We start from the raw sequence: 14,200 nt of genomic DNA, 5'->3' as shown, positions 1-14,200 counted from the left end.
CCGCACTCTATGCAAACGCGCGATGAATGCCGGGCAGGATGCGTGCAAGATGGTTGAACTCCGTCATGTCGTGGACCGACATTTCATAGGCCGTCATTTCAGCAACCTGTTCGTTGAAGCCGATATTCTGCAGCATTGCCGGCGCCTTCTCCGCATTGGCAAAGCGGGCCATATCGGCATGGGCACCGATCCAGTAGCGGCTCAAGAGTTCCATGCCGGCGCTCGTGTCGCGCGCGATATGGACCATCAGCGTGAACGGTATGTCGGGCGCCGGGGTCGCATAGCAGACGGCGCTGGCGCTTGCTGTAAAGCCTTGTTTCGCCAATGCTTTGGCGTCGAAGCCGAGCGTTGTGGGTTCGGCAAAATGGATGATGGCGTCGAGACGGCTCGGTCCGATCCACTCCTGGATGCGGTTGGGATTGTTGAAGAGCCGCTTCTCGTAGCTGAGCGTCGTATCTTTCAGGCGGGCGGGGTCGGCGACGCTGGTGTCGATATGCGCCTGGGGGAACCAGAGCATATACCGTTCTTTTTCGAGAGGATGCCAGGTGAACCACCATTTGAACATGTCGGTGGTCACGCCCGGCATGACGATGCGGCTCTGCGCATAGGCCATCTGGCCGTCGAGAACGGCATAACCGTTGTCTGTCGTCTTGAAGGACGGGTCGATCAGGCGGTTGAGGTTCTGGGCGCTGGGCGAGGGGACTTCGCGGGGATCGAGCGGTCCGAACTGGATGGCCTGTGCCGATGCCGAGGGGACCGAGAGGTTGGTATCAAGGTAGCGCGCGTAAGGGCTGCTGCGCACGGCCTCCTCGTTTGCGGCGCGCTGCTTCTGTGACGGCAGGGAAAGATAGGTGACCGCGCTCCAGTCTCCATAGGCATCGCGGTGCGCTGCGGGGTCGGCTATCGCGGTCGCTTGCGCCGTGTCCGCATGGGAGAGAAGAGCGGCCGACGTGGTGCCGACGATTGCGGCAGGTGCGCCTTTGAGGAGGGTGCGGCGGGACAGCTTGTGGGGCATGGAGCGGGTTCCTTGGACAGATTGATGCTTGACCATGAACCTACGGCGTGGGCAAAATTAATCAAATCGATCCAAAGAATGAACGAAATCGACATGATTGATATAGGTCGCATCGACCTCAACCTGCTGCTCTCGATGGAGGCGCTTCTGGAGGAAAGGAACGTGTCGCGGGCGGCACGGCGTCTCTCTCTTGGTCAGCCGGCCATGAGCCATAACCTCGCACGGCTTCGACGCTTGCTTGGGGACGAATTGCTGGTGCGAAGTGCCGGCGGCATGGTGCTCACTGCGAAGGCAGTCGGTCTTGAGGTCGAGCTGCGCGCGACCATGCGGAAGATACGCATGCTGTTCGAGGAACAGGTGCCTTTCGAGCCGTCGACAGCCGAGATGACCTTTCGGCTGGGCGTGACCGACAGTGCCGAGGCCATTCTCGTACCGGCTGTCTCAGCCTTGCTTCTCGAGAAGGCGCCGGGCGTGACACTAAAGTTGATTCCGACAGACGGCATTGATGTCGCTGATGGTCTGGAAACCGGCGCCTTCGATCTTGCCATCGGTACGTTTGCCGCAGGGAGAAGCTATCACAAGCAACGCGTGATCTATCATGAAGGCTATCACACCATTTTCAACGCAAGCCTCGTCGCTATCCGCGAAACCATGACTCTCGATGACTACAATCGCCATCCGATGCTGTTCGTCGAGGGGCCGGAAGGGGAGGCGCTTCTTGACGCCTTGGGGCAGCGGGGCGTTTGGCCTCGTATCGCCCTGCGAACGCCGCATCTGCTGACAGTACCGTCCATTGTGTCACAAGCGCCGATGATCGCGACGGTGCACACTCAGGTGGCGGAACGTTTCGCGAAGCATTTCGACCTGTCGGCCAGGCCACTTCCGGAAGAGATCGGCCTGGCGTCAGCAAAGCTGATCCTGATGTGGCATGCGGTCACCGACAAAGCGCCCGCACATGTCTTCCTGCGCGATCTCGTCGCCGAAGCACTCAGAGGTTTGCGAGAAAAATGGCGCACCCGACAGGATTCGAACCTGTGACCTTTGGAATCGGAATCCAACACTCTATCCAGCTGAGCTACGGGTGCATCCGAAGGCGATATGACTCGCCGTTCCAGAAGCGGTCATAGCGCAGTCGCTCGCGCGCATCAATCCGAAAAACAGTAGACGGCTGGGGGTAAATCAACGGGGCAGGGGCTGCGACGAGGGCGAAGTGGGCAAATGCCGATCAAATGTCCGCGGGAACTGATGCAGCCTATACCAAACCTGGGGAAATGAACGTTAGACGTTCAAAAACTGCTGCTCACACCGTGAGGGCTGCCGTTGTGCCCTTGTGGCAGCGGTTTAAACAGTTAGTATCGTTACAGGAAGGTCGTTGTCGGGGGCAGCGGTCGCCCGAGGGGGCAATTATGACAGTGGCGGGGAAATGCCGGAAATTACTATGGATGAATTGGTACCCAACGCGTCCGGGCTAGACTTTTCAGTCATGGACGATGCTGTGGGATATCGACTGCGGCGGGCGCAGCTTGCCGTTTTTCAGCATTTCAATGAAGCCTTTTCTTCGAAAGGTCTTCGCCCGACCGATTTTGCGGTCCTTCTTCTTCTGACCGACAACCAGGGTGCCAAGCAGAGCGAAGTCGCCGAGGCGCTTGGCATTCAGCGGGCGAATTTCGTCGCGATCGTCGATGGTCTGGAAAACAAGGGCTATATCGAGCGTCGCAAGTCGGAAACCGACCGCCGGGTCCAGTCGCTCTACATGACGCCGGCCGGCGAGGCCTATCTCGAAGAGTTGATGCCGATCTGGATCGATCACGAGCGCTGGGTTCTGGAGCAACTCGGCGGCGTTGCCGAGCGCGATACGGTGAACCGCCTGCTGAGGCGCCTCTACGACTGATCTTACCGTCCGAATCCAAGATCGAATCGTCTGATTGCTTCGTCGATCAGGCCATTGGCGATTTTCATGCGGATGGTCGCTGCGTCACTATAGTCTTCGGCAAGACGGTCCGGATGATTGTCGCGGGCGAAGGCCCGTCGGCGCTCCTGCAGGCGCTCGCGATCATCCGATGGCTCAAGACCGAGATCCTCGGCGATCTCCTCTGGAGAGAGCCGGTCCAGCCAGGCCGGCGGTGGCGGTGGCGCGGTCGGTGGTGGTTCGGCAGGCGGTTCAGGCTCTGCCGGCGCGACCTCATCGGACATCAGGGACAGATAAGCATCGAGCCTGGGATCTGCGCTCGGTTCCGAAAGAATTGGCGCCTGCTCGGGCGTCTCTGGCAGGAAGCTCGTCGACAGGCCATTGATCCGGAAGGTCGGTTCTTCTGCCGGAGGTGCTTCTTCCGCCTCGGCATCGAGCCGGTCGACGACCGACTGGAAGAGCGACTTGCCAAACAGCATGCGTGCAAAGACCTCCGCTGCGGCCACCTTGCCGCGCTTTCCCTGCAGGAGAACAGGCCGACGTGGTGCGGGGCTTGCGTCGCATGATCCAAGCCAGCCCGGCGGCGGAGGATCAGCTCTGGGACTGGCTTTGGCTCTGCGTCGCCTCGACCATCAGCTTGACCGTCAGGTCCTCTCCGGCGAGCCCGATGCGCATGCCGGAGACAGGGGCTGCATCTGCATAGGACAGGCCTGTCGCGATCCTGATGTATCGGGTGTCGGGGCAGTGGTTGTTGGCGGCGTCGAAGCCCACCCAGCCCAGGCCCTGCAGATAGACCTCCGCCCAGGCATGGGTTGCGGTCTGCTCCAGCCGGTCGTCCATCAGGAGATAGCCCGAGACATAGCGGGCCGGCAGGCTCAAGACCCGTGCCGCGCCGATGAAGGCATGGGCATGGTCCTGGCAGACACCATGGCCAGCTTCCATCGCCTGCTCTGCCGTGGTTTCCGTGCCGGTCGTTCCCGTTTCATAGGCGATCTGTGCGTTGAGCTTCCCCATCAGGTCATGCATCTTCGCCAATTCGTTGTCGCCCGAAAGGCTGCGTGCGAGTTCGCGGATGAGCTTGCCTGGCTTGGTGAGGGGCGTATCGCGCAGATAGAGCCAGAGTGGCACATAGCCCTGATGCGGGCCGAAGACGCCGGCCCGGTCTTCCGTCTCGATCTCGCCCGAAGCGACGATGTGCACGCTGTGGCTATCGCCTTCGGTGGAGACGAGGTGCGTGTGGTTGCCGAACTGATCGTTGAAGCCCGCTTCGACTTTCGCGCCATCAACGACGATATTCCACGACAGCACTTTCTGGCCCGGGCCATCCTGTGGGCTCAGTCGCAGGCGCTGCAGCGAATATTGAACGGGATCGTCGTAGCGATACTCGGTGGTATGGGTAATCCGGAGACGCATGCGCTCAATCCTGCTCAACTGTAGAACCTGTAGCCCTCGGTGATCTCGCTGCCCAGCTTGTTGTTCAAGGCAATGAAATTATCGAGGAACTCGTGCAGCCCCTGATCCATGATCTGGTCGATGCTGGTCGTCCGAAGGGTGGCATAGACCGTGTCGGCGGTGTCGTGTGCCGCGATGCGCTCGCCGTAATCCTTGCCGATGTAACCGAGATTGGAGACGATCTTCTCGTAGCAATAGGCAAGCGAGCGCGGCATCTGCCCGCTCAAGATCAGGAAGTCGGCGATGTTGGTCGCCTTGTATTCCCCGTCATAGACCCAGCGATAGGAGCGATGGGCGGAGACCGAGCGCAGGATCGATTCCCACTGCATGTTGTCGAGGGAGGAGCCGACATGGGTGATCGCCGGCAATAGCACGTAATACTTGACGTCCAGGATGCGGCTGGTGTTGTCGGCCCGCTCGATGAAGGTGCCGATGCGGGCGAAGTTGTAGAGTTCGTTTCGGAGCATCGAGCCATGGAAGGCACCGCGGATCAAGCCGGCGCGGCGCTTCACGGTATCGATGACCTCGGGCAGGTCGGCCGATTTCAGCTTGCGGGCGAGCATCTGCTTCAATTCGATCCAGCATTCGTTGGTCGCTTCCCAGGTCTCACGGGTCAGCGCGGTTCGCACCATGCGGGCATTGTTGCGGCCGGCGTCGATGCAGGACATGACGCTCGACGGATTGGCAGTATCACGCAGCATGAAGTCGATGGCATCAGAGGCCGTCACCTTGCCGTGGCGTTCGGCAAACAGCGGGCGGACGTCGGCGCTTTTCAGGACTGCGTCCCAATCCTCGTCCGAGGCACCGGAGCGGGTGAGCGACATGCGCAGACCGGCATCCACGAGCCGGGCGATGTTTTCGGCTCTCTCGATGTAGCGGAACATCCAGAAAAGACCGTTGGCAGTTCTTCCGAGCATGACCATGTCAGTCCTCCAGTACCCAGGTGTCCTTGGTGCCGCCGCCCTGGCTGGAATTGACCACGAGCGATCCCTGCTTGAGAGCCACGCGGGTCAAGCCGCCGGGAATGATCTGCACCTTGTCGGAGACGAGGACATAAGGACGTAGGTCGACATGGCGGGGCGCGATCCCCTTGTTGACGAGGATCGGCACCGTCGAGAGCGACAGCGTCGGCTGGGCGATATAGTTGGAGGGGCGCGCCTTCAGCTTGTCGGCAAAATCGGCTCGCTCCTTCTTGGTCGCGGTCGGACCGACCAGCATGCCATAGCCGCCGGAGCCGTGCACTTCCTTGACCACGAGCTCTTCGAGATGTTCGAGCACGTATTTGAGGCTGTCGGCTTCCGAACAGCGCCAGGTCGGCACGTTCTCCAGCAGGGCCTTGCGACCGGTGTAGAATTCGACGATCTCCGGCATGTAAGAGTAGATCGCCTTGTCATCGGAAATGCCGGTGCCGGGCGCATTGGCGATTGTGATGTTGCCGGCGCGGTAGACGTCCATGATGCCGGGAATGCCGAGCGCCGAATCGGGTCGGAAGGTGAGGGGGTCGAGGAAGTCGTCGTCGACGCGGCGGTAGAGCACGTCGATTGCCTCGTAGCCGCGCGTGGTGCGCATCTTCACCTTGCCGTCGATGACGCGCAGGTCCGAGCCTTCGACGAGTTCGACGCCCATCATGTCGGCGAGGAAGGAATGCTCGTAATAGGCGGAATTGTAGATGCCGGGTGTGAGAACCGCGACGCGCGGCTTGCCCTTGCAGCCGGGAGGGGCGAGCGATGCGAGCGACTGGCGCAAGAGATAGGGATAATCCTCGACGCGCTGAACCTTGTTGAGCTGGAAGAGCTCCGGGAACATCTGCATCATGGTTTCCCGGTTCTCCAACATGTAGGAGACGCCGGAGGGTGTGCGGGCATTGTCTTCCAGCACGTAGAACTGGTCTTCGCCGGTGCGCACGATGTCGGTGCCGACGATGTGGGTATAGACGCCGCCCGGCGGGCGGAAGCCGATCATCTCGGGCAGGAAGGCGACGTTCTTCTCGATCAGCTCGCGGGGAATGCGGCCCGCCTTGATGATCTCCTGCTTGTGATAGATGTCGTCGAGAAAGGCATTAAGCGCCAGCACGCGCTGCTCGATGCCCTGGGCCAGCTTGCGCCACTCACGGCCGGAAATGATGCGCGGGATGATGTCGAAAGGTATCAGTTTTTCGGCGCTGTCGGCATGACCATAGACGGCAAAGGTGATGCCGGTCTTGCGGAAGATGTTTTCCGCATCTCGCGACTTCGCCAGAAGCCTTGCCGGGTCCTGGCTGGAATACCAATCGAAGTAGTTCTGGTACGGTGCGCGCGGATCGTTGTCCGCAGTCATCATTTCATCAAATGCCAATGGCGCCATCCCCTTTTTTGTTCATTTGAATACAACCAATTGGGCAATGCAAGGTCGTTCGCGGGCTCCGCTCGCAGAAAGAGAGACGACCGCATCTGCTGGAAAATGGTGCAATCGCGTAAAGCCTGTGCAGGTTCCCGACTGTTTTGCCGGTTCCGGTGGCTCTACTCCCGCGTGATTTGGCATATCGTAAAATTCGACAGGCATTATCCTGCCGGATTTGCCGAAAAAACATGCATGCCGGCCTGAGAGATTTTTTGCAAAGACGCGCTTGAACGGAATTCATAGGTGCCTGCAGGAAAACTCTTTTGACCGTTGCTTGGTGCCGCAGTATCGAAGCTTTCCGCCGGCTGCTGCAATCCGGCCCAAGAAAGATACGTTTCCATGACCCTTGCCCGGCTTGCGCCCGTCCTCTTCGTTCTCCTGTGGTCGACCGGTTGGATTTCCGCCAAATACGCGACATTCTTCGCGGATCCGCTGACCTTCCTCGTGGTGCGCTACGGCACGGCCGTCGTCCTCTTCTATGTCGTCTGTCGGATCGGCGGCGTCGCCTGGCCGAAGCAGCGGTCGGGGTGGTTGCATGCCATCGTATCCGGCATGTTCCTGCACGGACTTTATCTCGGCATGGTCTGGTGGGCGATCGGGCAGGGCGTGCCGGCCGCCTTGTCCGGAATTATTGCAGGGCTGCAGCCGTTGATGACCGGGATTGCCGCGGCCTATCTGATCGGGGAAAGTCTCAATACCGGACAGCGGGTCGGTCTGGTCATCGGCTTCCTGGGTGTGGCGATCGCGGTCTTGCCGAAGGTGCTGATCATCGATGCGTCGAGCATTCCGGCCTATGCGGTTGCAGTGAACGTGCTCGCCATGGCCTGCGTGACGGCCGGCACGCTTTACCAGAAGCGTTTCGTCAAAGAGGGTGACCTCCGGTCGGTCGCGACGCTGCAATATGTCGGTGCGCTGATCGTCACCATTCCGGCGGCCGTCGCTCTGGAAAACCTGCGGATCGACTGGAGCCTCGGTTTCTTCGCCACGCTCGCCTGGTCGGTGGTCGGCATTTCGATGGGGGCGGTCGCGCTGCTGCTCTACCTCATCCGTCGCGGAGACGTGTCGAAGGCAGCGTCGCTCATTTATCTCGTTCCGCCGCTTGCCGCGCTTGAGGCAGCGATCGCGTTCGGAGAAGAATTGACGGTACCGATGATGATCGGCACCTCAGTGGTCATGGTCGGCGTCTATCTGATCAACCGGAAGAGCCCGGTCGAGCCGGTCATCCTGAAAGACTGATGCTATGAAAAATGGCGCGGTGTGAACCGCGCCATTTCAAATTCAAACAGGTTCAAGCCTTGGCTCAGGCTTCGCGACGGCGTCCGCCGGCAGTGCCCGAGCGGGCCGGACGGCCCTGGCCGCTGCCATTGCCCGGACGACCCTGGCCGCCATTGGCGCTGCGGTTCTGTCCGCCGCCATTGCCACCCTTGCGGTGACCGGACTTGGCCGGACGACCATCGGCCTTGGCGCCGCCTTCAGACTTGCCACGACCGGGGCCACCCTGGTGGTTGCGGTTGTTGCCGCCGCCACCGCCGCCAGCGCGACGCTGCGGACGGGCCGGGCGTGCGAGGTTTGCCGGCGGTTCGCCAGAGGCGACGGGAATGTCGATGCCCATCAGCTTTTCGACGTCGCGCAGCAGGCGACCTTCATCGGGGCCGCAGAATGCAATCGCGATGCCGTCACGGCCGGCACGGGCCGTACGGCCGATGCGGTGGACGTAGGCATCCGGGACTTCCGGCAGGTCGTAGTTGAAAACGTGGGATACGGCCGGAATGTCGATGCCGCGGGCGGCAACGTCGGTGGCGATCAGCGTCTTGATCTCGCCGTCGCGGAAACCCTTCAGTGCCCGCTCGCGCTGACCCTGACTCTTGTTGCCGTGGATCGAGGCGACCGAGTAGCCGGTGGCGTCGAGATGCTTCATCAGCTTTTCCGCGCCATGCTTGGTGCGCAGGAAGACGATGGAGCGGCCATCCGGATTGTCGTTGAGGATCTTCTTCAGCATTTCCGTCTTGGCGTTCTGGCCGGCGACGAAATGCACGTGCTGCTCGACCTTGTCGGCAGCCTTGCCCGGAGGGGACACGGCGACCTTGAGCGGGTCGGTCAGGAAGCTTGCAGCGAGATCGGCGATCGATGCCGGCATGGTCGCCGAGAACAGAAGCGTCTGGCGCTTCGGCGGGACCATCTTCGAGATCTTGCGCAGGTCATGGATGAAGCCGAGGTCCAGCATCTGGTCGGCTTCGTCGAGAACGAGGTAACGCACGGCGCGCAGCGAGATCGCGTTGCGGGCGATCAGGTCGAGCAGGCGGCCAGGCGTGGCCACGAGGATGTCGGTGCCCTTTTCGAGCTGCAGCTGCTGCTTGCCGATCGATGCGCCACCGACGACCTGGTTGATCTTCAGCGGCAGGCGGCGCAGGTAGCTGCGCAGGTTGTCGCCGATCTGGTTCACCAGTTCGCGGGTCGGGGCGAGAATGAGGGCGCGGGTGGTGCGGTTGTCGGGACGCTTCTCATCCTTGAGGAGCATCTCGATCATCGGCAGGCCGAAGGCGGCTGTCTTGCCGGTGCCGGTCTGTGCGAGACCGATCAGGTCACGACCGCCGAGAACGACGGGGATACCCTTCTCCTGGATCGGAGTAGGGGTCGTGAAGCCGAGCGTCGTCAGCGTCGCGACGATATTCTTGGAGAGGCCAAGATCATCGAAAGTTGTCAAAGTCATACCTTTCGGGGCGCCAAATGCACAAACCCCGGAACGCGTTCTTCGCGAGCCGGTTGGCATTGGCGTCAAGAACCCCGCGTGATTTGGGAACTTGTAAGTTGGAAAAAAGCTTTCCAAGCGCATCGGCGGAATGCCCGCCCTGATGTCATGCGCCTTATCCTTCGTCGCGTCTCAGTTGTCGCTGGGCACGCTCACGCGGCGGCCGGAAGGTAAAAGCTGACCCGCAAATGATCCCTTTTGCCTGAGAAGTCAAGTGCAATGCACAAAACAGTCTCCTCGGTGCCGTCCCTCGCGCGCCATCGGTTCGTCCGTTTCCGGGCTCCGTTGCCGCAATCGTGAGGTGAACAAATACGGCTGACGGGTGTTTGCAACAGGACGACGCCCGCTTCGGGCCGGCCTTCGGTGACAGGCATGATCTGTAGCCTTCGGCACTGCGTCACCCGATGAATGACAAATGGAGACAGCCATGAAGACCCTTCTCGCCGCATCTGCCCTTATCCTTGCCGCTTCGATCGGATCTGTTCAGGCCGATGACGATCCGTCCTGCCGGGACGTGGCGGCCGATGCGCGGATGTCGCTCGGGGACATGGAACAGAAGGCTCTGGCCGCGAATGTCAGGGCCGAGGAAATCACCGTCGATGACGGCTGCTATGAGGTGAAGGGCATGCGCGACGGTCAGCGTGTCGAAGCGACCTTCCATCCCGTCTCGGGCGAATTGCTGAAGATCGAAAATGACTGAGGCGGAGGACCGCTATCTCAATCTATTAGAGGCCCGCTTCCGGCGGGCCTCTCTCGTTTTGTCATGTTTCAATGGTCGCGCCGCTTCCCGTCGTCGGTGTTTGCAGGCGCGGTCAGCTCAAAATCTGCCCCGGCCTGAACGACGCCGTTCAGCATGACTTCCAGCCTGTGAACGCCCGGATGATAGACCCGCGTCGTGATCGGCCGAAAGGCGTGGCGCTTGGCGAACGCCAGGCTTTCTCCGGGCCGTATCGTCAGACTCTTGCCCTTGAAGACCTTGGGCGAGAGCGAGCCGTCCTTCTTCCGATGGTGAATGGCGTAATCAACCAGAACCGTGCGTGCCTCGCTTCCATTGTTACGTACGTGGATCTCGAAGCCGAACTCTCCGGGAAAACGCACGCGGTCGTTTGCCAGAGCCAATGTCACTGTGACATCGGAGAGCGGCTCGAAGCCGAAATTGGCGAGCGCCTTGGCATGGCCCTTTTTGATGAGCGTGCGCGAGGCGTGTTTGAGCAGCCAGAGCCGATCCTTGGAAGCGCCGGCCCTATGCCGTTCGACGAAGTCTGCGACCAGATCGGGGTGATCCTTGGCGATGTCGTTCAGGCTGTTGGCCACCGAGCGGCGGACATAATCCTCGTTGTCACCGATCAGCGCCTCCAGAATTGGCAGGATCGGGGAGGGATCCTCGACCAGTCGCGGCAGGCGCATGGCCCAGGGCAGGCGGGGACGGGTGCCTTCCGAGGCGAGACGCCGGACATGATGGTTGGGATCATGAGCCCAGCCGGCGATGATCGCCAGCGCCCTGTCTTGCTCTTCGGCGATGAAGGGGCGGATGCCGAATTCTCCGGTGAAATGCGGCGTCAGTGCCTTCAGAAGGCCGAGGGAGGTTTCGAGATTGCGGCGGCCATGGGCGGCGATATACTGGTTGAAGGAGAGAAGGGCCCAGCCGCTGAGGCCGCCCTGTTCTGGCCCTGGCAGGCAATTGTGCAGGATGGAGGCCGCTTGCTCGAAATCGTTCGGCAGATGGCGGTGCAGCGCATCCGCAATGCGTTGACCGCGCTGCATCAGCTCCAGCCCGTCAATGACCGGCAGGATGTCTGCGAGAAAGGCGGCGCGATCGAATGCCTCACTCGCCCGCGCCACGGCATCTGCCGTTTCACGGGCCGTCTGAGGGCCGATCAGGTGTTTCAGCGGCTCAGCCATTGTCTCGGATCGTGTCCTGCGTCTCGAAGTGCTGCATCAGCGTAACACCCGTGATCGCTGCCATGTAAGGTGCGAAGGCCGGATCTGCCTGAACCTTTGCGGCTGCCGCTTCGGCGCTTTGCTTGTCGGCCCATTCGACGAGGTCGGCGATCATGTCGCGCTGATCCATGGAGGTGAGCGGCCGCCAACTGACGAAGCCGGGATAGGTCTTGACCGCCGCCATGGCGGCACGACGAGCCTCTTCGGCGGCTGGTTTGTCGGTTACAGTGCACACGGCGATTTCGAGGATGGTGTTGGTGGTCATTTGGCTCTCCCGTTGACGATGATGGCTTGACCTAGCACAGGCCAACTGACAACCTTCTGGCCATTACCTTCGAAGGAGGCCTGCATGCGCCCCGCCGACCGCCTGTTCCGGATCATCCAGCTGATGCGCGCGACGGGTCGGGCCATGACCGCAGCCGAGATCGCCGAGAAGATGGAGGTCGCACCACGCACGATCTATCGCGACATGGATCATCTGATCGCCTCCGGCGCGCCGATCGAGGGGGAACGCGGGGTGGGCTACATGCTGCGCGAGGCCTTCGATGCGCCGCCGCTCACATTCACGTTTGAACAGCTTGAGGCACTGGCTTTCGGCTTGCGGGCGGTCGAAATGCTCGGCGATCCCCGGCTCGGTCAGGCTGCGCGAGAGGCGAAGGAAAAGATGCTCGGCATGTTGCCGATGGAGCATGCCGAGCGGCTGATCTCCGCCCCGATCCATGCATTTCGCTCGTCGGCCCAGCCCGTCGTGCCGGATTGTCTTGGTGATATGCGTTCTGCGCTGTCTGCGAAGCGCAAGGTCTGGATCGCCTATCACTCACTGCCCGGCGAACGCAGCCAGCGTGTCGTCTGGCCGCTGGGGCTCGCCGCCTTCGGCGCGATCTGGGTGATGACCGCCTGGTGCGAGATGCGCGCCGACTTCCGCGATTTCCGCCTCGACAGGGTCGAGGACTGGAAAGTCATGCCGGACCGTTTCGAGCCGGAGCCGCATCAGACCTATCAGGCTTACTTGAAGCAGCTGTCCTGACGAATCAAAAATCCGTCGCAACCCCGCCTTCGGCCTTGCGTTTTGCTACGAAGGCATCGAGCTCTTCCTCCACCGCCGGATCGATCGGCGGGCGCTCGTAGGAAGTCAGCTTCTCCTTGAAGACACGGTTGGCGTGGTCGTAGGTGGTCGGGCGGCCGGCCTCGGTCCAGGTCTCGAAATTTCGCCAGTCGGAGAGGATTGGCGAATAGAAGGCGCTCTCATAGCGGGCGAGCGTGTGGGCCGTGCCGAAGAAATGGCCGCCAGGGCCGACTTCGCGGACGGCATCGAGCGCCAGCGCATCCTGACTGACGTCGAGGGGGGTGAGGAACTCGGCGACCATCTGCAGCATGTCGACATCGAGAATGAATTTTTCGAAGGAGGCCGTCAGACCGCCTTCGGACCAGCCGGCCGAATGCATGATGAAATTGCCGCCGCCTTGCGTCAGTGCCCAGAGCGAGAAGGCGCTCTCATACGCGGCCTGGGCGTCGAGCGTGTTGGCGGCATTGGTGTTGGAGGTGCGGTAGGGGATGCCGTAGCGGCGGGCGAGTTGGCCACCGACGATGACGGCCTTCATGTATTCGGGCGTGCCGAAGGCGGGGGCGCCGGTCTTCATGTCGACATTCGAGGTGAAACCGCCATAGACCACGGGCGTGCCGCGCTTGACCATCTGGGTGAAGGCGATGCCGCAAAGGGCCTCGGCATTCTGCTGGACGACGGCGCCGGCGATGGTGACGGGTGCCATGGCGCCGGCGAGCGTAAACGGCGTCATGACGACGACCTGGCCACGCGACGACATTTCGATGATGCCCTGGAGCATCGGGCCGTCGAGCCGGAGCGGCGAAGACGAGTTGATGATGGTGAAGAGCGAGGGCTCGCTCTCCATCTGCTCCATGGAGACGCCGCGGCCGATGCGGGCGATCTCGATGGCGTCAAGGTTGCGCTGCTTGCCGAGCGAGTAGCAGTGAAACACCTTGTCGGTCAGCTTCACCATGTCGGAGAGGCAGTCGAGATGACGCACGGAGGCGTGGATGTCGATCGGCTCGACCGGGTAGCCGCCTGTCGTGTGGATCACGTCGTAGCACTGGGCAAGCTTCACGAGCTTGCGGAAGTCTTCCTGGTTGCCGGCGCGGCGGCCGCCCTCGCGATCCGCGACGAAGGGGGCGGAGGCAATCTGGGCGAAGACCAGGTTGTTGCCGCCCATCTTGACGTTGCGCTCGGGATTGCGGGCGAACATCTGGAATTCGCGCGGGGCGAACGCGATCATGTCCATGATCAGGTCACGGTCGAAGCGGACGCGGTCCGCGCCTTCGGTGACATCAGCGCCATGCGCCTTCATGATGGCGCGGGCCTCGGGCAGCATGATGTCCATGCCGATCTCTTCGAGGATGGTAAGCGAGGCCTCATGCATGGCGTCGAGGGCGGCTGGATCCAAAAGCTCCGTCTTTGCAAGGCGGTTGACGAGATTGCGATACTTGCCGGCCGCACCGGTGCGGATGCGTTCGGCGCCTCGACCGCCGGTTCGCCTGCGGCGTTCACCGCCGACAGATAGCGTATCAGTCTCGGACAAGGCGGAGGTCGTAATGTCGCTCATGGTCGATCCATTGTGTCAATCTCGACATCAAGTCTCGCAGGTTCGCGGCTGAAAAGGCATTGCCGTTTGCGACGAAAAACCGGCTCATCTGGAACAGTGGCGCTGATGACGGGATCCGAGACCGATACGCGTTCATT

The 14,200-nt window shown here is 61.5% G+C and carries 15 protein-coding genes and 1 tRNA gene; 5 read left to right on the top strand and 11 right to left on the bottom strand.

Features of this window, described 5'->3' with window-relative positions:
- Window positions 1-7 precede the first annotated feature (7 nt).
- On the bottom strand, window positions 8-1,015 hold the full coding sequence (locus QWE_RS08895) for a DAPG hydrolase family protein (RefSeq protein ID WP_006725776.1): 1,008 nt from the start codon (window positions 1,013-1,015) through the stop codon (window positions 8-10).
- Window positions 1,016-1,039: 24 nt separating this feature from the next.
- Between QWE_RS08895 and QWE_RS25245 the strand changes: the two genes are divergently transcribed.
- A complete protein-coding gene (locus QWE_RS25245) occupies window positions 1,040-2,053 on the top strand; it encodes a LysR family transcriptional regulator (protein WP_052018129.1) in 1,014 nt (337 codons plus the stop codon).
- Here QWE_RS25245 and QWE_RS08880 read toward each other — a convergent pair.
- Window positions 2,024-2,100, bottom strand: a tRNA-Arg gene (locus QWE_RS08880). The two genes, QWE_RS25245 and QWE_RS08880, sit on opposite strands and share 30 nt — an antisense overlap.
- A gap of 353 nt (window positions 2,101-2,453) precedes the next feature.
- On the opposite strand from QWE_RS08880, the gene QWE_RS08875 reads away from it, so the two are divergent.
- Window positions 2,454-2,906: a MarR family winged helix-turn-helix transcriptional regulator gene (locus tag QWE_RS08875; RefSeq protein ID WP_040299767.1), complete on the top strand. Its 453-nt coding sequence runs from the start codon at window positions 2,454-2,456 to the stop codon at window positions 2,904-2,906.
- Between the two features lie 2 nt (window positions 2,907-2,908).
- On the opposite strand, the gene QWE_RS08870 is transcribed toward QWE_RS08875, so the two are convergent.
- From QWE_RS08870 to QWE_RS08850, 5 genes are all read right to left on the bottom strand, one after another.
- Complete coding sequence (locus QWE_RS08870) at window positions 2,909-3,430, bottom strand: hypothetical protein (RefSeq protein WP_006725773.1); 522 nt, start codon at window positions 3,428-3,430, stop codon at window positions 2,909-2,911.
- Window positions 3,431-3,515: 85 nt separating this feature from the next.
- Entirely contained in the window at window positions 3,516-4,337 is an 822-nt protein-coding gene (locus QWE_RS08865) for a transglutaminase family protein (protein ID WP_006725772.1), read from the bottom strand.
- Between the two features lie 14 nt (window positions 4,338-4,351).
- Window positions 4,352-5,293, bottom strand: coding sequence for an alpha-E domain-containing protein (locus QWE_RS08860; RefSeq protein ID WP_006725771.1), 942 nt, complete (start codon window positions 5,291-5,293; stop codon window positions 4,352-4,354).
- Between the two features lie 7 nt (window positions 5,294-5,300).
- Window positions 5,301-6,710: a circularly permuted type 2 ATP-grasp protein gene (locus QWE_RS08855; RefSeq protein ID WP_006725770.1), complete on the bottom strand. Its 1,410-nt coding sequence runs from the start codon at window positions 6,708-6,710 to the stop codon at window positions 5,301-5,303.
- 206 nt (window positions 6,711-6,916) lie between these two features.
- The gene (locus QWE_RS08850) at window positions 6,917-7,096 is read right to left on the bottom strand and encodes a hypothetical protein (protein WP_040299766.1); all 180 of its coding nucleotides are present in this window, start codon (window positions 7,094-7,096) and stop codon (window positions 6,917-6,919) included.
- On the opposite strand from QWE_RS08850, the gene QWE_RS08845 reads away from it, so the two are divergent.
- Complete coding sequence (locus tag QWE_RS08845) at window positions 7,095-7,991, top strand: DMT family transporter (protein WP_006725769.1); 897 nt, start codon at window positions 7,095-7,097, stop codon at window positions 7,989-7,991. The two genes, QWE_RS08850 and QWE_RS08845, sit on opposite strands and share 2 nt — an antisense overlap.
- A 64-nt stretch (window positions 7,992-8,055) precedes the next feature.
- Here QWE_RS08845 and QWE_RS08840 read toward each other — a convergent pair whose 3' ends face one another.
- Entirely contained in the window at window positions 8,056-9,465 is a 1,410-nt protein-coding gene (locus tag QWE_RS08840) for a DEAD/DEAH box helicase (RefSeq protein WP_006725768.1), read from the bottom strand.
- A 466-nt stretch (window positions 9,466-9,931) separates the two neighbouring features.
- On the opposite strand from QWE_RS08840, the gene QWE_RS08835 reads away from it, so the two are divergent.
- Window positions 9,932-10,204, top strand: coding sequence for a PepSY domain-containing protein (locus tag QWE_RS08835; RefSeq protein ID WP_040299764.1), 273 nt, complete (start codon window positions 9,932-9,934; stop codon window positions 10,202-10,204).
- A 68-nt stretch (window positions 10,205-10,272) separates the two neighbouring features.
- Here the strand turns inward: QWE_RS08835 and QWE_RS08830 are convergent, their stop codons facing one another.
- Both QWE_RS08830 and QWE_RS08825 read right to left on the bottom strand, forming a co-directional pair.
- The gene (locus QWE_RS08830; protein ID WP_006725766.1) at window positions 10,273-11,406 is read right to left on the bottom strand and encodes a DNA alkylation repair protein; all 1,134 of its coding nucleotides are present in this window, start codon (window positions 11,404-11,406) and stop codon (window positions 10,273-10,275) included.
- Complete coding sequence (locus QWE_RS08825; protein WP_006725765.1) at window positions 11,399-11,710, bottom strand: hypothetical protein; 312 nt, start codon at window positions 11,708-11,710, stop codon at window positions 11,399-11,401. The genes QWE_RS08830 and QWE_RS08825 overlap by 8 nt, the downstream gene beginning before the upstream one ends.
- A gap of 84 nt (window positions 11,711-11,794) precedes the next feature.
- On the opposite strand from QWE_RS08825, the gene QWE_RS08820 reads away from it, so the two are divergent.
- Window positions 11,795-12,472, top strand: a complete 678-nt coding sequence (locus QWE_RS08820; protein WP_006725764.1) for a helix-turn-helix transcriptional regulator — start codon at window positions 11,795-11,797, stop codon at window positions 12,470-12,472.
- 4 nt (window positions 12,473-12,476) lie between these two features.
- On the opposite strand, the gene QWE_RS08815 is transcribed toward QWE_RS08820, so the two are convergent.
- On the bottom strand, window positions 12,477-14,063 hold the full coding sequence (locus QWE_RS08815) for a trimethylamine methyltransferase family protein (RefSeq protein WP_006725763.1): 1,587 nt from the start codon (window positions 14,061-14,063) through the stop codon (window positions 12,477-12,479).
- Window positions 14,064-14,200 lie beyond the last annotated feature (137 nt).

The sequence above is a fragment of the Agrobacterium albertimagni AOL15 genome, assembly GCF_000300855.1.
Classification (GTDB): Bacteria; Pseudomonadota; Alphaproteobacteria; order Rhizobiales; family Rhizobiaceae; genus Allorhizobium; species Allorhizobium albertimagni.
The sequence above is the reverse complement of the archived record's forward strand: the minus strand, read 5'-3'. Positions and strand labels throughout refer to the sequence as shown.